The sequence below is a fragment of the Thauera mechernichensis genome (assembly GCF_029588855.1).
Classification (GTDB): domain Bacteria; phylum Pseudomonadota; class Gammaproteobacteria; order Burkholderiales; family Rhodocyclaceae; genus Thauera; species Thauera mechernichensis.
In genome coordinates this window covers 24,015-43,121 of the sequence record NZ_JARQZE010000009.1, presented here as the reverse complement: position 1 = coordinate 43,121, position 19,107 = coordinate 24,015, and the positions used below count along the sequence as shown (strand labels likewise).

Genomic DNA, 19,107 nt, shown 5'->3' with positions numbered 1-19,107 from the left:
AGGCTCAATGGCCAAGCGTCTGCTGCAGCCTGCGGATTCCGTCGAGCGTGCGGGCGTACTCGTGGCGTAGTTCGTCGAGCCTTGCGTGCGCCTCCTCCGCGCGCCCGTTCTTGCCCATCATCTCGAACTCCTTGAACAGCGCGGCAAGGGATCTTGCTCCGATATTCCCCGAACTCGACTTGAGGCTGTGTGCGGCTTGGCGCAGCCCCGCGCCATCGCCTGCTTCAACGGCTTGCTCGAGCGCCGCGAGCAGCGGGTCGCTGCTTTCGAGGAAGACACCGAGGATGCGCTGGACCAGCGTCATGCCACCGTTCGGATCGAGGGCGCGGAACTGCTCGATGAAGGCAGGATCGATCACCGCCTGCGCGCTTTCAGGAGCGCTCGGAGCTGCAACGGGCGGGGCTGTGGGGAGCGTGCCGGCCGATGGCGCGGCCAGCCAGCGCTTGAGCATGGCCCGCAGTTGCTCCTGCGCGTAGGGCTTGGCCAGGAAGTCGTCCATGCCGGCGGCAATGCAGCGCTCGCGGTTACCTTCCATCACGTTCGCCGTCAGGGCCACGATCGGTACGCGCGGCTGGCGGTGTTGCGCGCGAATCGCCGCGCTGGCCTCGTAGCCATCCATCACCGGCATGTGGCAATCCATCAGGATGAGATCGAAGTCTTCCCTCGATGCAAGGCGCAAGGCCTCCTCGCCGTTCTCGGCGAAGCACACCGACAGGCCGAGGCGTTCGAGCATGGCCTGCCCGACATGGCGGTTGACCGGGTTGTCCTCCGCCAGCAGCACGCGCCCGGTAAGTGACGCCGCCGCGGCGTCGGCCTGTGCCCTGGTGGCGGCCTGCTGGCCGGGTGCGCGCAGTGCGCTCGACAGTACCTCGTGCAGCTCGGCCTGGCGGATCGGCTTGTGCACGCAGCGCAGGATGCCCGCGCGCTCACGTTCGCGCACGCTTGCGCTGGAGTAGCTCGAGGTCAGCACCACCAGGCGGATGGCGGCAAGCGCCGGCGTGTTGCGGATCTCGGTCGCAAGCCTCAGGCCATCCATGCGTGGCATGTGCATGTCCAGTACCGCGATGTCGACCTGTTCGCCCGCCGCCGCCGTGCGTGCGAGCAACTCGAGCGCAGCATCGCCATCCGCCGCGCAGTCGACCTGCATGCCCCAGGCCCGCAGCTGGCGCAGCAGGATCTCGCGGTTGGTGGCGTTGTCGTCCACCACCAGTGCGCGGATTCCGGCGAGCTCGACGTTGCTGCGCAGTGACGCCGGGCTGCTGAGGCCCTTGGGCAGGACAAGGTCGACGTGGAAGCGTGCGCCCTCGTGCGGCGCGCTGTCGAGACTGATCTCGCCGTGCATCAATCCGAGCAGGCGGCGGCAGATCGCCAGGCCCAGCCCGGTGCCGCCAAACTGGCGCGTGGTGGAGCCGTCGAGCTGTGAGAACTGGTCGAAGATGCGCTGCTGGGCATCGACCGGGATGCCGATCCCCGTGTCCTCGACGCTGATGCGCAAGTGGCAGTCATGCTCGCTCTCGTCGAGCAGGCGGGCACGCACGACGACCTCGCCGCGGGCGGTGAACTTGACCGCGTTGCTGATCAGATTGCCGATGACCTGGCGCAAGCGGAAGGGGTCGCCGCGCAGGCTGCGGCGGACCTCGGCTGGCAGGTCGGCGACCAGCTCCAGGCCCTTCTTCTCGGCGGGCTGGGCAAACATCGCCAGCGTGCCCTCGAGCAGATCTCCGAGCTCGAACTCCACCGCCTCGAGCTCGAGATGGCCAGCTTCGATCTTGGAGAAATCGAGGATGTCGTTGATGATGCCAAGGAGGTGGCGGCCGGAGTGCTCCACCGCCTCCGCGAAATGACGCTGCTCCTGGTTCAGTCCGCTGTCGAGCAGCAGTTCGGTCATGCCCAGCACACCGTTCATCGGCGTACGGATTTCGTGGCTCATCGTCGCCAGGAAGTCGCTCTTGGCCTGGCTGGCCGCTTCTGCCGCCTCCTTGGCCCGGCGCAGTTCTTCGGTGCGGCTGGCGACCTCGTCCTCGAGTTGCTCCCGGTGGGCGGCCAGGCGCGCATCGCGCTCGGCGATCTGGCCGAGCATGCGATTGAAGCCGGCGGCCAGCGAGTCGAGTTCGATGACGCTGCTTGGGGCTGCGCGTGCGCTGTAGTCCTCGTCGTGTGCGACCTTGTCCATCAGTGACGACAGTGACGACAGCGGTTGCAGCACCGCATGGTTCAGCCGCCTGAGGGTGCGGGTGGCGAGCAGCAGCGCAAGCGCGGCGGCCAGCGCGGCGATCGACCCATGGGCGAAGACCTGGATGTAGAGCGGGCGCAGGTCGAGGTCGAGGTCGAGCACGCCCAGGACGTTGCCGTTCTCGATGATCGGCTGGGTCATGCGCAGCGTGCCGAGATCGAAACGCGCCTGCTCGGCGGCCAGGCTGTACGCCTTGCGGCCCTGGGCGGTGAACTCGCCGAAGCGGGCGAACTCTGCGCCGTCGACGTCGAAGATGGCCGCGCCGCGCACGTCGGGCAGGTGCTCCAGCGCGGTAAGAATGCGGCCAGCCGAGGCGTTGTCGAGGAACATCAGGCTTGCGGCGGCGTTGTCGGCGAGCACGCGTGCCATCACGCGGGTGTTGCTCTCGAGTGCGAGTGCGCTGATCACCAGGCCGCCGAGCGTGATCAGCACGGCCAGCAGGGCCACGGCAGCGCCCAGCGCGCGCTGGCTGACGCGGCGCAGTTTCTCGCCGAGCGTCATGCGCTGCTCATGGTCAGGGGAGGGAGACTGCAGGTTCATTGCTGGATCTCGGATGCGAGCTTGAGCAGTCGGGCGCTCAGCCCCACGCCGTGGTTGCGCGCTGCGGCAAGGTTGACGGAAAAACCAATGCGGTTGCCCAGGGTTTCGATGTTGAGCATGACGCCCTTCTGCATCGCGCCCGGGCTGTCGGCGATCGTGAGCACGGGAAGGCCATCGATCCGGTCCTGCACGCGATTCAGGTTGCCGATCATCGAGCGGGTGATGAACACCATGTCGCAGCCGCCCAGGCCGTCGACCCGCAAGGTGCGCCGGATCTGCAGTGGGCGGGTGCCGACGGTGCGCTGTTCGAGCGCATCGAGGTGTGCGCCGAACGGGTCCTCGCCGTAGATGCAAAGATGGAGTGCCGGACGATGGCTGTCCGGCCAGGTAGCGAAGCTGGCGAAGTTGATCAGGAAGGCGGCTTTGAGGCTGTACTCGTCGTCTCCTTCCGGCGCCTGGGCGAAGCCTGCGGCTGCGGGCAGCACCGCCAGCGAGATCCCGCACAGCAGGCCCGCGAGTGCGCGACTCGCACCGGCACGGAGGGTCTTGAAGGCGTGGTGTCGTGAGCCCATGTGCGCGGGTCAGAAGCGGTAGTCGAGACGCAGCCTGATGCTGCGGCCGTCCTGGCCGATGGCATGCATCTGATGAGTGCGCTCACCTGCACCGGGGTGGGCATAGTCCTTGTCGAAGAGGTTGAGCACGCTCAGCGACAACTCGGCACCAGGAATCCAGCGCTCGGCGACGACATGCAGGTTGGCCAGCCAGTGTGCCGGGACCGTTTCGCCGTTGGCGGTGCGGCGCATGCCGTCATAGGCGAGTTCCACGCCAGTGCGCAGGCGGGTGCGGGGCAAGGGGCTGGAGAGGTTGACGCGGCCGAGAACGCGTGGCGAGTTCTGCACCCAGGCGCCGTCGGTGTCGACGGTGTTCTGCGCCGAGACGCTGCCGCGCAGGCGGGCGCCGTTGTGCCACGCCTGCTCGGCGGAGAGCTCGAGGCCGCGGCTGCTGAGCTTGCCTGCACTCCGGTACTGGACGATGCCGTCCTGGCCCTCGCTCAGTGCGATGAGGTCATCGACCTGCCATTGGTAGAGCGAGGCGCGCAGATGCAGTGCGCGACCGATGCGGTGGTCGATCGACAACTCGACGGTGTCGACCGTTTCGCCGCCGAGGTCCGGATTTGCTTCCATGTAGTCGCCGTCAGCGTAGTAGCTCTGGTAGGCGTTCGGTGCGCGGTGGGCACGGCCGTAGAGCAGCTTCAGCGTGGTCCGCGGCGCAGTGTGCCAGATCAGGCCGGCGCGCGGGCTCAGGCGAGTGCCGATGTGGTCGTTGCGATCCATGCGCAGACCGAGGGTCAGCGTCACGTCCTCGCCGATCTGCCAGTCGTCCTGGGCGTAGAGCCCAAGCCTGTAGCTGTTGCGACGGTCACGCCAGTTGCTTGTGGAGGATGTGTCGGAGAAATCGACGACGTGCTGTTCGATACGGCTGTTGCGCTGGTAGTCCAGCCCCAGCATCAGCGTGTGTGCGGCGAACGCGGTCGACAGCAGCTGGACTTCGGTGCCTTGCCAGTCGGCCAGGCCCGGATAGCCATAGGGCTGACCGGAATAGATCAGGGTGCTGTCGTAGCGGTGGCTGCCGGCGAACAGGCGCGCCGAGATCGACAGGGTGGCCGACAAGGTGTCGCGATAGTCGAGATTGGCAAACGTTGTCCGGTCGCGCTGGAAGCTGCCGGGTGAGAAGCGGTCGGTGCCGTAGGTGGCGACCGCGTCGTCCTTGAGGCGGTCGCCATGCATGAGGGTGAACGACCACGGGCCGCGGCTGGCCTTGAACAGGAACTCGTCGTCGCGCTCGCCGTCCAGTCCGCGCGCGATGCCCCGTTCGCCGTCGCCGAAGGCGAGGGTCAGGTCTTCGCCGTCCGAGCGCAGGGCCGAGGCCGAGATCAGCAGGTCGACGCCGTTGTCCAGGCGCTTGCCCCAACTCACGCGGCCCTCGCGAGTGGCTCGAGGAGACTGCAGCGAGAGCGCCAGTTCGCCGCCGTCGAGCCCCGCCCCCTTGCGGGTGACGACGTTGATGACGCCGAACATCGCATTCTGTCCGTAGAGGGCGCCACCGGGCCCGGGGATGAATTCGATGCGCTCGACCAGGTCGAGGTCGAGCGGAAAGGTCCTGCCCAGGGGGGCGCTGTCATACAGCGGCTCGTTGGCGCGCACACCGTCGATGGTGAGCAGCACCCGCGTCATGTAGTCGCCGGGCAGGCCGAAGCCGCGCACGCCGAGGTAGCTGTACTGGCGGTCGTAGGTCTTGAATACACCAGGCAGGGTCGCGAGCGCCTCGTCCAGGGTGCGCCAGCCGAAGCTGCGGATCTCTTCGCGGCTGATCACCGTTGCCGCTGCGGCAACCTCGCTCTGGCGCTGCTCGTACTTCGCTGCGCCGACCACAGGTTCGGCCTTGATCACCTCGAACGGGCTCGGGCGTGGCACCGGCGTCGTGAGCAGTTCCTCGAGATCACGCGCATCGAGACGGGCTGCGGCCGACGCCAATACCGCAAGCAGCAGCGCGCGGCGCAGCCGGCCGCCCGGCGCGGGCACCCCAGCGCACCCGCGCTGGGTTGTCGCGCTGGCGCGCTGGGGCGGGGCGGTCGATGGCGGTGTGGTGTCGTTCATTGCCAGGCTGTCTCGGGGCGGTCGCGGCAGTCGGCGCCCCTGGACATCAATTTACGCCATCCGTGCCGGGTTCCTTAAGCAAGAAACTCACGCAGCACATCATTTCGCGCCGGCGCCGGGTCAGTCCTGCCGCAGGCTGCGCCCCAGCCGGGTGCAGATCTCGATGGTCGGCCCGGCCATGTTCATGCTGTAGAAGTGCAGCCCGGGCACCCCTTCGGCGATCAGCCGTTCGCACAGGCGTGTGACCACATCGAGGCCGAGGGCGCGGATCGATTCGCTGTCGTCGCCGTAGCTCTCGAAGCTCTTGCGCATCCAGCGCGGGATCTCGGCACCGCAGGCATCGGCGAAGCGGGCGAGCTTGCTGAAGCTGACGATCGGCATGATGCCCGGCACGATCGGGATGGTGATGCCCATCTTGCGCGCCGCCTCTACAAAGTTGAGGTAGGCGTCCGGGTTGTAGAAGAACTGCGTGATTGCCGAGTTGGCGCCGGCGTCGACCTTGCGCTTGAAAGCGGCAAGATCGTCTTTCGGGCTCTTGGCCTGGGGGTGCCACTCGGGATAGGCGGCAACCTCGATGCTGAAGCGGTCGCCGGTTTCGGCGCGGATGAACTCGACCAGTTCATTGGCGTAGCGGAACTCGCCCGCAGCGCCTGCGCCCGAGGGCAGGTCGCCGCGCAGCGCCACGATGCGGCGGATACCGGCGTCTGCGTACTCCTGCAGGATGTCGCGGATGCTGTCGCGGGTGGAGCCGATGCACGACAGGTGTGGGGCTGCCTCATGGCCAGCGGCGGCGATCTCCTTGACCGCGGAGAAGGTACGCTCGCGCGTGGAGCCGCCGGCGCCGTAGGTGACGGAGAAGAAGGCGGGTTCGAGGGCGGCGAGCTGTGCGCAGGTGGCACGCAGCTTGTGGGCGCCCTCGGCGGTTTGCGGGGGGAAGAATTCGATCGAGAGTTCGGTGTTCATGGCGTGTCAGGTGTCGTGGACATCCGGTGTGCGGATGGCATGGAAGAAGAACTCGCGGTTGCCATCGCCACCCGTGATGGGTGAATCGAACCAGTCGAGGATGATCAGTCCGGCCTCGTGTGCGGCCTTACGCAGGCGCTGCTCGACGCCGGCATAGAGTGTCGTGTCGCGCACGATGCCGCCCTTGCCCAGCCCCTGAGGGCCGACCTCGAACTGCGGCTTGACCAGGGCGAGTACATGGCCGGCAGGAGACAGCAGCGCGGGCCACTGCGGTAGCAGCAGCGCGAGCGAGATGAAGCTGGCGTCGCACACCAGTAGGTCGAAGCCGTGTGCCGGGCGATGATCGCCGAGCTCGGCCACGCCGAGCTGGCGCGCGTTCAGGCCTTCCAGCGTGACGCAGCGCTTGTCCTTGCGCAGGCGGGGGTGGAGTTGGTCGTGGCCGACCTCGACGCCGACCACGCTTGCGGCACCGGCCTGCAGCAGGCAATCGGTGAAGCCGCCGGTGGACTGGCCGATGTCCAGGCAGTGTGCACCGCGCACGTCCAGCCCGCTGCGCGCGAGCGCGCCCTCGAGTTTGAGTGCGCCACGGGAAACGAAGCGGTCGCTGTCGTCCGCAACCACCTTGAGCCGGGCGTCGGGCGGCAGCTCCAGCGCCGGCTTGGTGACCGGCTTGCCGTCATGGCTGACGCGTCCGGCGTCGATCAGCGCACGCGCTGCCGTGCGTGAGGCCGCCAGCCCTTGCGCCACCAGCAGCTGGTCGACGCGCAGCAGGCCGTGCCGGTCGGCAGGGTGTTTGCCCTGCGCGGCCGGTTTCGGCTTGCCCTGGCGGGCGTGGAAGGAGTTCATGCTCATCGCGGAGGGCTCGTCATGGGCTGTGGGGCGCCGCGGGAAACCCGCGTGCGCCGCCCCACAGCCGTTGCGTCGAGGGCGCTCAGTAGCGGTACTGGTCGGTCTTGTACGGGCCTTCCTTGGGCACGCCGATATAGGCCGCCTGTGCGTCGGTGAGCTCGGTCAGTTGAACGTTGAGCTTCTTCAGCTGCAGGCGGGCGACCTTTTCGTCGAGGTGCTTGGGCAAGGTATACACGCCCACCGGGTAGTCGGCCGTGCGGGTGAACAGCTCGATCTGCGCGATGGTCTGGTTGGCGAAGGAACTCGACATGACATAGCTCGGGTGGCCGGTGGCGCAGCCGAGGTTAACCAGGCGACCCTTGGCGAGCAGGATGATGCGCTTGCCGTCGGGAAAGATGATGTGATCGACCTGCGGCTTGATCTCTTCCCACGGGTACTGCTCGACGCTGGCGACGTCGATTTCGTTGTCGAAGTGGCCGATGTTGCAGACGATGGCCTGGTCCTTCATCTTCGCCATGTGACCGTGGGTGATCACGTGGTAGTTGCCGGTGGCGGTGACGAAGATGTCGGCCTTGTCGGCAGCGTACTCCATGGTCACCACGCGGTAGCCTTCCATCGCCGCCTGCAGCGCGCAGATCGGGTCGATCTCGGTCACCCACACCTGCGCGGACAGCGCGCGCAGGGCCTGGGCCGAGCCCTTGCCCACGTCGCCGTAGCCGGCCACCACGGCGATCTTGCCGGCGATCATCACGTCGGTGGCGCGCTTGATGCCGTCCACCAGCGATTCACGGCAGCCGTAAAGGTTGTCGAACTTGGACTTGGTCACCGAATCATTGACGTTGATCGCCGGGAACTTGAGCTCGCCGCGCGCGTGCATCTGGTACAGGCGATGCACGCCGGTGGTGGTCTCCTCGGTCACGCCCTTGATCTGCGCCAGGCGGGTCGAATACCAGTTGGGGGCGGTGGCAAGCTTGGCCTTGATCGCGGCGAAGAGGATGGTTTCCTCTTCCGAGCCCGGATTGGCCAGCACGGAGATGTCCTGCTCGGCACGCGCGCCCAGGTGCAGCAGCAGCGTGGCGTCGCCGCCGTCGTCGAGGATCATGTTGGAGTAACCGCCGTCCGACCACTCGAAGATGCGGTGGGTGTAGTCCCAGTAGTCGGTCAGCGACTCGCCCTTGACCGCGAACACCGGGATGCCGTCGGCGGCGATGGCGGCGGCGGCGTGGTCCTGAGTCGAGAAGATGTTGCACGAGGCCCAGCGCACCTGGGCGCCGAGCGCGGTCAGCGTCTCGATCAGCACCGCGGTCTGGATGGTCATGTGCAGCGAGCCGGTGATGCGTGCGCCCTTGAGCGGCTGGCTGGCGGCGTATTCCTCGCGGATTGCCATCAGACCGGGCATTTCGGTCTCGGCGATGCGGATTTCCTTGCGCCCCCAGTCGGCGAGCGAGAGGTCGGCAACGACGTAGTCGGTGAAGTTGGTGTCAGCCACAGCGTTCATGTGAAGCTCCATGCTATGGCCGGGCTGCGATGCGGGCGGGCAGCGACACTGGCTGCGAGGGCTCACCCGGCATCCCGAACCCGGCAGGGTTGAAGACGATTAGCAGGGTGAGCGCCGTTGTACTGCAACCCGCCGGGCGGCGGGGTCCGAGCCTGGGGGCCGCGGCCGGCAGTGCCGGCGGGCGCCTCGCAGCGCTCCTCGGAAAGCACAGATTATATACGCGTCAACGGCTTGTGCGGCCGTTGTCGCGCACGATGCTGACGATGAGCGTGACCACGGTCAGCGGCAACACATAGCCCAGCATCACGTTCGAGAACGCCGGCAGGCTGGCGTGCTGCTGCGCTTGCAGGACCAGCCAGGCAGTGTAGGCGGCATAGTAGGCGAGGAACACGCCGCCCTCCCAGCGCGCGATCTCGCGCCCGGTGATCATGATGGGCAGGCAGGCGAAGGCCACCGCCAGCATGACCCACAGGTCGAAGTTGCGCGCGGCTTCCGACACCGGGAGCCCAGCGCCCGAGACGATGCCGGTGACGCCGAGCACGGCGAGGATGTTGAACACGTTGCTGCCCACCACGTTGCCGACCGCGATGTCGCGCTGGCCGCGCATGGCGGCGACGATCGAGGTGGCGATCTCGGGCATCGAGGTGCCCACCGCGACCACGGTCAGTCCGATCACCAGGTCGCTGACACCGAAGGCGCGCGCAAAGGCGACGGCGGAATCCACCAGCCAGTCTGCGCCCACCACCAGCATCGCCAGGCCGACCCCCACCAGCGCGATCTGTACGGCCCAGTGGCGGTCCCAGTTCGAGGTCGGAATCTCGGAGGCGAATTCGTCTTCCACCGCTTTGGAGGCGCGCCGGGACTGAACGACCAGGAAGAGGGTGTAAGCGATCACCAGGCCGAACATCACGATCGACTCCAGCAGCCCGATACGGCCGTCGAGCGCCACCACCACCAGCAGCACCGAGGCGCCGATCATGATCGGGATCTCCTGGCGGATGATCTGCTCATCGACCAGCAGCGGCGTGATCAGGGCCGAAATGCCCAGGATCAGCAGGATGTTGGCGATGTTGCTGCCCACCACGTTGCCGATCGCGAGGTCGGGGCTGCCCGACAGGGCTGAACCCACCGATACCGCCATCTCCGGCGCACTGGTGCCGAAGGCGACCACGGTGAGGCCGACCACCAGTGGCGACACGCCGAAGGACACTGCCAGCCGCGAGGCGCCGCGCACCATCACGTCGGCGCCGATGACGAGGACGGTGAGACCGAGGACGAACATCAGGGTTTGTTCGAGCATGGGGAAGGATCTTGCGTTGTGATGTGAGGTGCAGGGGAGCGGGGAAGACCGTTACCGTGGAAGGACGTTCGCGGTCGAGTGTGGCGGTGTTTCGATGGTCGTGGGTCGGTGATCAAAAAAGACGCCTCCCTCCGTCGCCGGAGAGAGGCGTGCGGTTCGTGGCGCTATTTTAGAGCCCGGCGTCGGCGCGCAGTGCAGCGGCCTTGTCGGTCTGCTCCCAGGAGAACCCGGGTTCGTCGCGGCCGAAGTGGCCATAGGCGGCGGTCCGCGAGTAGATCGGGCGCAGCAGGTCGAGCGTCTGGATGATTGCCTTCGGGCGCAGGTCGAAGTGCTTGCCTACCAGTGCCACGATCTGCTCGTCGGCAATCCTGCCCGTACCGAAGGTATTGACCATCAGCGACACCGGACGTGCCACGCCGATCGCGTAGGCGACCTGCACCTCGCACTTGTCGGCCAGCCCAGCGGCGACGATGTTCTTGGCCACGTAGCGCCCGGCGTATGCGGCCGAGCGGTCGACCTTGGAGGGGTCCTTGCCCGAGAACGCGCCACCGCCGTGGTGGGCTGCGCCGCCGTAGGTGTCGACGATGATCTTGCGCCCGGTCAGGCCGCAGTCGCCGTGCGGGCCGCCGACCACGAAGCGGCCGGTGGGGTTGACCAGGTAGCGTACGTTGCCCTGCATCAGTTCGGGCGGCAGCACCGGCTTGATGATCAGCTCGATCACCGCCTCACGGATCTGCTCCTGCGTGACGTCCGGGTCGTGCTGGGTCGACACCACCACGGTGTCGATCGCAGTCGGCTTGCCGTCGACGTACTTCACCGTGATCTGGCTCTTGGCGTCCGGGCGCAGCCAGGGCAGGCGGCCGTCCTTGCGCACCTCGGCCTGGCGCTGCATCACGCGGTGCGCGTAATGGATCGGCAGCGGCATCAGGCTGGCAGTCTCGTTGGTGGCGTAGCCGAACATCAGGCCCTGGTCGCCGGCGCCCTGGTCGAGCGGGTCGTCGTTGGCGTTATTCACGCCCTGGGCGATGTCGGGCGACTGGCGGTTGATCGCCGCCAGCACCGCGCAGCTCTTGTAGTCGAAGCCGATGTCGGAGTTGTCGTAGCCGATGCGGCGGATGACGTCCTGCGCGATCTCGCGATAGTTGGGGTGTGCGGTGGTGGTGATCTCGCCCGAGATCACGACGAGGCCGGTGGACACCAGCGTCTCGCAGGCGACGCGCGCCTTGGGGTCCTCGGCCAGGATGGCGTCGAGCACGCCGTCGGAGACCTGGTCGGCGACCTTGTCCGGGTGGCCTTCGGAGACCGACTCGGAGGTGAAGAGGAACTCTGCCATGCTGCTACTCCTTGAAAAGCAAAAATCCCCGTTTTTCTGGCCTTGCGTCTGCGGCCAGCTCCGGGGATTTCGTCGAGCAGCCGACGCTTTAGCAGTATTTGTACGGCAGCCGCGCTGCCATGCCGCCCTGCAAGTTGTCGAGTTAACTCGGCGGTAGGGCACGGATTATAGACCGGGACGGCGGGGTGTGTAAGCATTCGGGGCTGGTGAACCGTGCCGGCATTCTCAATGCGCCCCTGCCGGCCCCCGCTTGGACCCTGCCCGTGCTGTTTCAATCCCTCTTTCGTCTGCTCTCGCGCCTGCCGCTGGCCTGCCTCCACCGCCTGGGCGGCTGGGCGGGCTGGCTGACCTACAAGGCCTCGCCGTCCTATGCCCGCCGTCTGCGCGAGAACCTGTTCAACGCCCTCGGTCGCGAGGACGAGACGGTGCTGCGCGCAGCCATCGTCGAGGCCGGTCGCCAGGCGCTCGAGCTGCCCTTCATCTGGGGGCGGCCGGCGGCCGAGGTGGTGGCGAGCGCAGTGCGCACCGAGGGCTGGGATCTGGTCGAGGCGGCGCGCGCCGAGGGCGCCGGTATCCTCTTCATCACCCCGCACCTGGGCTGCTTCGAGATCACCGCGCAGTGCATTGCGGCACAGATCCCGATCACGGTGCTCTACCGTCCGCCGCGCAAGGACGTGCTGCAGCCGCTGATGGAGGCAGGCCGCGCGCGCGGCCAGATGCGCACCGCGCCGGCGGACCTGTCGGGCGTGCGCAAGCTGGTCAAGACCCTGCGCAGCCACGAGGCGGTGGGCATGCTGCCCGACCAGGTGCCGGGCGCGGGCGAGGGCGTGTGGGCGCCCTTCTTCGGCAAGCCGGCGTGGACGATGACGCTGGCCGCGCGCCTGGCTGCGGTCAAGGGCGTGCGTGTGATCTACACCTGGGCCGAGCGCCTGCCGCGCGGCGAGGGCTACGTGTTCCGCCTGCAGGCGCCCACCGAGGCGCTCACCGGGGAGCTGGAGGCCGATGTTGCGATCATCAACCGCGAGGTCGAGCGCATGATCCTGCAGTGCCCGCAGCAGTACCTGTGGGGCTATAACCGCTACAAGGGGCCGCGTCGCGAACGCGAGGACATCGTCCCTGTTGCCGGCGCGCCTGCTGATGCGGCGGCACCCGATTCACCAACGCCGCCCCGCGGCGATGCGGAGGGCAGGTCGTGAGCCGCGTGGTCATTGCCCTCATCTGGCTGCTGCACTGGCTGCCGCTGTCGTTGTTGTCCCGTATCGGAAGCGGTTTCGGGTGGCTGCTGTACTGGCTGGTGGTGCCGCGGCGCAAGGTGGTGCTGATCAATCTGCGCTTGTGCTTCCCCGATCTGTCCGAGTCCGAGCGACGCGCGCTCGCCCGCCGCCATTTCGCGGTCACCGGGCGCAGCATGCTCGAGCGCGGCCTGGCCTGGTGGGCGAGCGCAGAGCGCCTGCGCGCCACCGTGCGCATCGACGGCCTCGAGCGCCTGCAGGCGCTGCGCGCCGCCGGCCGGCCGGTGCTGCTGCTGGCGCCGCACTTCGTCGGCCTCGACATGGCGGGCACGAGGCTGTCGCTGGAGGGTGACTTCGTCAGTGTTTACTCGCCGCAGAAGGACAAGGTGATCGACCGCTGGCTCTACCACGGCCGCAGCCGCTTCAACGATCAGCTGTTGCTGTCGCGCCATGACGGCGTGCGCGCTACCGTCAAGGCGATGAAGTCCGGCCGCCCCTTCTACTACCTGCCCGACCTGGATTACGGCCGCAAGGAGTCGATCTTCGTACCCTTCTTCGGCGTGCCGGCGGCCACCATCACCGGCCTGCCTCGGCTGGCGCGCCTGGCGGGGGCGGCGGTGGTGCCCTGCGTGGTGCGCATGCTGCCCGGTGGCGGGGGCTACGTGCTCGAGCTCGGCGAGCCGTGGGCGGACTATCCATCGGACGACGTCGAGGCCGATACCCGGCGCATGAACGCCTGGCTCGAAGGCGTGGTTCGGACCATGCCCGAGCAGTACTACTGGGTGCATCGCCGCTTCAAGACGCGCCCCGAAGGCGAGCCGCGCATCTACTGATGTCGTGCGAAAAGCTCGCGGCTGGCGCCGCTCCTACAGCAGGCCGCCGCGGCCGATCGACCCCCGTGGGAGCGGCGCGAGCTGCGAGGGGTTGAAGGCGATGCGGCTTGGGGGGCGATGAAAAGCTCGCGGCTGGCGCCGCTCCTACAGCAGGCCGCCGCGGCCGATCGACCCCCGTGGGAGCGGCGCGAGCCGCGAGGGGTTGAAGGCGATGCGGCTTGGGTGGGCCGACTAAGAGCTTGCCGCTTACGCTGCGCTGGAGGTGGACGCTGGTCGTCGCGGTGGAGGACAATCGCGGCTTGCGCTGCGTACGCATGAGCGCATCTTTCCAATAGTATCCGTCAGGCTTCCGATGAAACTGCGCTTCACCAAGATGCATGGCCTCGGCAACGACTTCGTCGTCATCGACGCCACCCGTGAGCCGGTCGAGCTTACGCCGGCACGCGTGCGCGCGATCGCCGACCGCCATTTTGGCGTCGGCTGCGACCAGTTGCTGGTGGTCGAGCCCGCTACCCGGCCCGATGTCGATTTCCGCTACCGCATCTTCAACGCCGACGGCGGCGAGGTCGAGCAGTGCGGTAACGGCGCGCGCTGCTTCGTGCGCTTCGTCCATGACAAGGGGCTCACCAGCAAGCGCGAGATCCGCGTCGAGACGCGATCGGGCGTCATTGCGCCACGCCTGCGTGACGACGGCCTGGTGACGGTCGATATGGGCGTGCCGCAATTCGCGCCCGACAAGATTCCCTTCGTGTCCGAGTCGGATGCCTTCGTGCAGCCGCTCGAGGTCGGCGACAGAACGGTGGCGATCACCGCGGTGTCGATGGGCAATCCGCATGCAGTGCAGGTGGTGGCTGACGTCGATACCGCCCCGGTCGCCGAGCTGGGGGCGCTCATCGAACGCCATGAGCGCTTCCCGGCCCGCGTCAATGCCGGTTTCCTGGAGGTTGTCGACCCCGGCCACGCGCGCTTGCGAGTGTTCGAGCGTGGTGCGGGCGAGACGCTGGCCTGCGGCACGGGCGCTTGCGCGGCCGTGGTTGCGGGCATCGGGCGCGGCCTGCTGGTCTCGCCGGTGAAGGTCGAGACCCGTGGCGGCGAACTCGAGATCGCCTGGGCTGGCCCGGGCTCGCCGGTGCTGATGACCGGGCCGGCGGTGAGCGTTTTCGAAGCAGAGATGGTGCTGGACTGAACGCTGGGCTGCGGGCTGGACCACGTAGCGCGCACCGCGTGCGCGCATGAACAAAGCGGGTCGCCGAGCGGCCCGACAGGGAGTACACGAGCGATGAATGCCGACGATGTGGCGCGCTACCTGCGCGAGCACCCCGATTTCCTGAACCAGCACCATGAGCTGTTCACCCAGCTCACCGTGCCGCACCCACAGCACGGCGGGCAGGCGATCTCGCTGGCCGAGCGCCAGCTGCATGCCCTGCGTGACAAGATCCGCCAGCTCGAGGTCAAGCTCTCCGAGCTCATTCGCTTTGGCGCCGAGAACGACGACATCAGCACCAAGGTGCATCGGCTGTCGGTGATGCTGCTTGCAGCCGGTAGCGCGGTGTCGGTGCGCCAGGCGCTGGTGTCCAGCCTGCAGGACGACTTTGCGGTGCCGCACGTCAGTCTCAGGCTGTGGGGCAGCGTCGCCGAGGCGGACGCAGACGAGGTCAGCGCGGCTGCGCGCAGGCATGTGGAAGCCCTGCGCCACCCCTATTGCGGGCCACCCGAGAGTATCGAGGCAACGGGCTGGTTTGGCGAGGCTGCGCCCCATGTGCGTTCGCTTGCGCTGATGCCGCTGCGTGCCAGCGGTGTGTGTTTCGGTTTGCTGGCGCTGGGCAGCGCCGAGCCGGAGCGCTTCTATCCCGAGATGGGCACGCTTTACCTGAGCCGCATCGCCGATCTCGCAGCGGCGGCGCTCGTCAGTCGCGGCGGCTGATCGCAGCGCGCGGGAGCATGCAATGAGCAGGCGGTCGCAGGCGGGGCGAGGCGATCAGGCCGCCCGGGCAATGGTGTCCCCGGCAGCGGGGCCGTTGCCGGCGGATGGCGAAGCCTGGCTCGACTGGCTGGCGAGCCAGCGCAGGGCCGCCGAACTCACGCTCAAGGCTTACCGCGAAGGTCTGCATGCGTTGCTGCGCCTGGCTGCCGAGCGCCAGCCCGCCGAGCTCGACATGCAGGACATCCGGCGCTTCGTCGCCCGCCTTCATGGCGAGGGCCTGAGCGGGCGTTCTATCTCGCGTCATCTGTCAGCCTGGCGCAGTTTCTATCGTTGGCTGGCGCGTCACCGCGACGTGCGTGTCAACCCCGCGCTTGGCGTGCGTCCGCCGCGCTCGCCGTCGCCTCTGCCGCGTGTGCTGTCTCCCGAGCAGGCACAGGCCTTGCTCGATCCAGAGCCGTTAAATTTGCTCGAAACTCGCGATATTGCGATGTTCGAGCTTTTCTACTCGTCCGGCCTGCGTGCGGCCGAGCTTGCTGCGCTCGATGTCGACACTGGAATCGACCTGGCGCAGGGTATGGTGACCGTCACCGGCAAGCGCCAGCGCAGCCGCAGCGTGCCTGTCGGCGGCAAGGCGCTGGCCGCGCTGGTGCGCTGGTCGGCGCTGCGACCGCAGCTTGCACGCGCGGACGAACCTGCGTTGTTCGTTACCCGCAGCGGTGGCCGGCTCAGCACGGGCGGCATCGCCAGCCGGCTCGAGCAGCGTGCGCGGGTGCTGGGCCTGGGTGTGCACGTGCACCCCCACATGCTGCGCCACAGCTTTGCAAGCCATCTGCTGCAGTCGAGCGGCGACCTGCGTGCCGTTCAGGAACTGCTTGGCCATGCCAGCATCCGCAGTACGCAGATCTACACTCACCTCGACTTTCAGCACCTTGCCCGCGTTTATGACGCGGCCCACCCGCGCGCGCGCAAGTAAGGTCCGAGGGGCGGGTTGCCCATGTTGGGTACTTCCGGGCTGAGCACGGCGTGCTGCTCCGCTATGCTGCGCGCGTTGATTACAATCATTTAATAAAAATCGGTTTTTTGTCGATACTGCATAGGTCGACACGGATCGCAGCCAGTCTCCCCAATATCAATGGTCCTCAAAGCCAAAGCACAGGACGCGCCGGCGGCAGCGTCCGACAAGGACACGCTCGAAGTCATCGAGCCTGGTTCGGCCCAGCGCATCCTCAAGTCGGTGGCGCTGATGCTCGCGCGCCACGAGATTCGCAACATCAGGCGCTGGTTCGAGGATTTCGATCGTGACATCCTGCTGCCCATCCTGCTCGGCGAGATCGCACTCCACAACATTGGTGCACTCGAAACCGGCGGCGAACGTGGCAACGGGAACCTCGGTGCCGAGGCTGCAGGCGCCGCAGTGATCGAGTTCCATAGCGACGTCGACGACGCGTACTGCGAACTCAAACCCTGCAATGCGTATTCGATCGCTGCAGCGACCGGGTTGCCGCGCGAGACCGTACGCCGCAAGATCGTGCGCCTGATCGAACTCGGCTGGATCGTGCGCAGGGACAACGGCCATCTTTTCATCTCCCGGGCCGCGGTCGATCACTTTGGTGCGCTGCTCAGTTCGCGCCAGCTGGGCGAGTTGCTGGAGACGGCCGAGCGCGTGCGCGCCCTGCTTGACGCCGACGAGCGCTGATCAGCGCGCGGTTGCCGAGGCCGGGGCGCGGTATTCGGGGTTGGGGCCGGGTTCGGCGCGATGCATGGCGGCACTGATCAGCACCAGGGTCAGCACCAGCAGCAGGAAGTAACGCAGCTGCGCGGCTGGCCCGGGGAGCCGGCGGCGCGTGCCGTAGTACATGTTGCGCATGTAGTGGCCGCCAAGCACGGCCAGCACCAGCAGGCCTGCGCCCAGCAGGCGCGAGGCGGTGGCGTCGAACTGGCGGCCACGCGATGGGTCCCAGCGGTCGGGCATGAAGAAGTCCGGCGCGTGCATGAGCAGGAAGAGCCCGCCGACCACGCACAGCGTCATCATCACCACCTGCAGCGAGCGCATGGTGCGAGCCAGCTATTGGGCGAACAGGTCGCCGCCGGGGCGTGGCGGCGCAAGCCCGAAATGCTGCCAGATCGAGTGCGTGGCCATGCGCCCGCGCGGCGTGCGTTGCAGGTAGCCCTGCTGGATCAGGTAAGGCTCGATGACGTCTTCGATGGTGTCGGTGGATTCACCGATCGCAGCGGCGATGTTGTCGAGGCCGACCGGACCGCCGCCGAATTTCTCCAGCATTGCCGACAGCAGCTTGCGGTCCATCAGATCGAGGCCAAGGTTGTCCACATCCAGCATGCGCAGGGCAGCATCGGCTACCGCGGCAGTGATGTGGCCGTTTGCCTTCACTTCGGCATAGTCGCGCACCCGGCGCAGCAGCCGGTTGGCGATGCGCGGCGTGCCGCGGGCGCGGCGGGCGATCTCGAGTGCGCCGTTGTCGTCGATCTCGACGTTGAGCAGGCGCGCCGAGCGGCTGACGATGAAGCCGAGCTCCTCCGGCGTGTAGAACTCCAGCCGCGACACGATCCCGAAGCGGTCGCGCAGCGGGTTGGTGAGCATGCCTGCGCGAGTCGTGGCGCCGACCAGCGTGAAGGGCGGCAGGTCGAGCTTGACCGAGCGCGCGGCCGGCCCTTCGCCGATCATGATGTCGATCTGGAAGTCTTCCAGCGCAGGGTAGAGGATTTCCTCGACCACCGGCGAGAGGCGGTGGATCTCGTCGATGAAGAGCACGTCGTGCGGCTCGAGGTTGGTGAGCAGTGCGGCGAGGTCGCCGGCGCGCTCCAGCACCGGGCCCGAGGTCTGGCGCAGGTTCACCCCCATCTCGGCGGCGACGATGTGCGCCAGCGTGGTCTTGCCCAGGCCGGGTGGTCCGAACAGCAGTACGTGGTCGAGCGCCTCGCTGCGCTTGCGCGCGGCCTGGATGAAGATCTCCAGCTGCTCGCGGATCTTGGCCTGGCCTACGTATTCGGCGAGACGCTTCGGGCGCAGTGCGCGCTCGATGGCGTCTTCCTGGCGGTCGGCAGGGGTGGCGGAGATGAGCCGTTCGGCGGGCGCGACTGCCTTGAGCTTGTCGGTTTCGATCATGTCTTCGGCTCAGCCTCCATTCAGCCCTTCGACAGCGCCTTCAGTGCCTGGCGGATGCCGTCCGACACGCCGACTTCTTCGGCCAGGCCCTTCATCGCCGATAGCGCCTCGCGCTCGTTGTAGCCGAGCGCCAGGAGGGCGTTGAGGATGTCGCTCCTCGCGTCCGGGGCGGTTCCGGGCGGCGCTGCCAGGCGTACGCCCGCCATGTTGGGCAAGGCCTTGCCGAGCTTGTCGCGCAGTTCGAGCAGCAGGCGCTCGGCCGTTTTCTTGCCGATGCCGGGGATCTTCACCAGCCGTCCGGCCTCCTGCAGCGCCACCGCTTGCGCGAGGTCATTCACCGATAGGCCTGACAGCACCGCCAGCGCCATGCGCGCACCGATGCCCGAGACCTTGAGCAGCTGGCGGAAGGTCGCGCGTTCCTCGTCGGTGGCGAAGCCGAACAGGAAGTGGCCGTCCTCGCGCACCACATGGTGGATGTGCAGGCTCACCGTGGTGCCGGTGGCGGGCAGGTTGTAGAAGGTGCTCATCGGCACGTCGATCTCGTAGCCGACGCCGTGCACGTCGACGAGGATCTGCGGCGGGTTTTTTTCCAGCAGGGTGCCGGTGATGCGTCCGATCATG

General features: G+C 67.5%; 17 protein-coding genes. 6 read left to right on the top strand and 11 right to left on the bottom strand.

The genetic code is table 11. The features are described 5' to 3' along the window. Nucleotides 1–4 precede the first annotated feature (4 nt). From P7F68_RS13060 to metK, 8 genes are all read right to left on the bottom strand, one after another. On the bottom strand, nt 5–2,773 hold the full coding sequence (locus P7F68_RS13060) for a hybrid sensor histidine kinase/response regulator (protein WP_277833724.1): 2,769 nt from the start codon (nt 2,771–2,773) through the stop codon (nt 5–7). Beyond that, nucleotides 2,770–3,345, bottom strand: a complete 576-nt coding sequence (locus P7F68_RS13055; RefSeq protein WP_002932615.1) for a YfiR family protein — start codon at nt 3,343–3,345, stop codon at nt 2,770–2,772. The genes P7F68_RS13060 and P7F68_RS13055 overlap by 4 nt, the downstream gene beginning before the upstream one ends. Before the next feature lie 9 nt (nt 3,346–3,354). Continuing rightward, nucleotides 3,355–5,430 (bottom strand): TonB-dependent receptor plug domain-containing protein, encoded by a 2,076-nt coding sequence (locus tag P7F68_RS13050; RefSeq protein ID WP_277833720.1) that lies wholly within the window; start codon nt 5,428–5,430, stop codon nt 3,355–3,357. A gap of 120 nt (nt 5,431–5,550) precedes the next feature. Further along, nucleotides 5,551–6,393 (bottom strand): methylenetetrahydrofolate reductase [NAD(P)H], encoded by an 843-nt coding sequence (metF, locus tag P7F68_RS13045; RefSeq protein WP_002932617.1) that lies wholly within the window; start codon nt 6,391–6,393, stop codon nt 5,551–5,553. A gap of 6 nt (nt 6,394–6,399) precedes the next feature. After that, a complete protein-coding gene (locus tag P7F68_RS13040) occupies nt 6,400–7,245 on the bottom strand; it encodes a TlyA family RNA methyltransferase (protein ID WP_277833718.1) in 846 nt (281 codons plus the stop codon). A gap of 79 nt (nt 7,246–7,324) precedes the next feature. Then, entirely contained in the window at nt 7,325–8,740 is a 1,416-nt protein-coding gene (ahcY, locus tag P7F68_RS13035; RefSeq protein WP_277833716.1) for an adenosylhomocysteinase, read from the bottom strand. A gap of 223 nt (nt 8,741–8,963) precedes the next feature. After that, the gene (locus tag P7F68_RS13030; protein WP_002932620.1) at nt 8,964–10,040 is read right to left on the bottom strand and encodes a calcium/sodium antiporter; all 1,077 of its coding nucleotides are present in this window, start codon (nt 10,038–10,040) and stop codon (nt 8,964–8,966) included. A 169-nt stretch (nt 10,041–10,209) separates the two neighbouring features. Beyond that, a complete protein-coding gene (gene metK, locus P7F68_RS13025) occupies nt 10,210–11,373 on the bottom strand; it encodes a methionine adenosyltransferase (protein WP_002944946.1) in 1,164 nt (387 codons plus the stop codon). Between the two features lie 263 nt (nt 11,374–11,636). Here metK and P7F68_RS13020 point away from each other — a divergent pair, with 263 nt between their 5' ends. The 6 genes from P7F68_RS13020 (at nt 11,637) to P7F68_RS12995 (ending at nt 17,058) form a co-directional block, all read left to right on the top strand. Further along, the gene (locus tag P7F68_RS13020; protein WP_277833713.1) at nt 11,637–12,569 is read left to right on the top strand and encodes a lysophospholipid acyltransferase family protein; all 933 of its coding nucleotides are present in this window, start codon (nt 11,637–11,639) and stop codon (nt 12,567–12,569) included. Next, a complete protein-coding gene (locus tag P7F68_RS13015) occupies nt 12,566–13,438 on the top strand; it encodes a lysophospholipid acyltransferase family protein (protein ID WP_002944953.1) in 873 nt (290 codons plus the stop codon). The genes P7F68_RS13020 and P7F68_RS13015 overlap by 4 nt, the downstream gene beginning before the upstream one ends. 352 nt (nt 13,439–13,790) lie before the next feature. Next, entirely contained in the window at nt 13,791–14,624 is an 834-nt protein-coding gene (gene dapF, locus P7F68_RS13010) for a diaminopimelate epimerase (RefSeq protein ID WP_002933102.1), read from the top strand. Nucleotides 14,625–14,717: 93 nt separating this feature from the next. Further along, nucleotides 14,718–15,362 (top strand): DUF484 family protein, encoded by a 645-nt coding sequence (locus P7F68_RS13005; RefSeq protein WP_002933105.1) that lies wholly within the window; start codon nt 14,718–14,720, stop codon nt 15,360–15,362. A 70-nt stretch (nt 15,363–15,432) separates the two neighbouring features. Continuing rightward, complete coding sequence (locus P7F68_RS13000; protein WP_277833857.1) at nt 15,433–16,335, top strand: tyrosine-type recombinase/integrase; 903 nt, start codon at nt 15,433–15,435, stop codon at nt 16,333–16,335. Between the two features lie 159 nt (nt 16,336–16,494). After that, complete coding sequence (locus P7F68_RS12995) at nt 16,495–17,058, top strand: helix-turn-helix domain-containing protein (protein ID WP_277833706.1); 564 nt, start codon at nt 16,495–16,497, stop codon at nt 17,056–17,058. On the opposite strand, the gene P7F68_RS12990 is transcribed toward P7F68_RS12995, so the two are convergent. The 3 genes from P7F68_RS12990 to ruvA are packed head-to-tail and all read right to left on the bottom strand — an operon-like array spanning nt 17,059 to nt 19,106. Further along, nucleotides 17,059–17,415, bottom strand: a complete 357-nt coding sequence (locus tag P7F68_RS12990) for a hypothetical protein (protein ID WP_277833704.1) — start codon at nt 17,413–17,415, stop codon at nt 17,059–17,061. 12 nt (nt 17,416–17,427) lie between these two features. Continuing rightward, entirely contained in the window at nt 17,428–18,486 is a 1,059-nt protein-coding gene (gene ruvB, locus P7F68_RS12985) for a Holliday junction branch migration DNA helicase RuvB (RefSeq protein ID WP_002944964.1), read from the bottom strand. A gap of 20 nt (nt 18,487–18,506) precedes the next feature. Then, nucleotides 18,507–19,106, bottom strand: a complete 600-nt coding sequence (gene ruvA / locus P7F68_RS12980; RefSeq protein ID WP_002944968.1) for a Holliday junction branch migration protein RuvA — start codon at nt 19,104–19,106, stop codon at nt 18,507–18,509. Nucleotide 19,107: the final 1 nt, after the last annotated feature.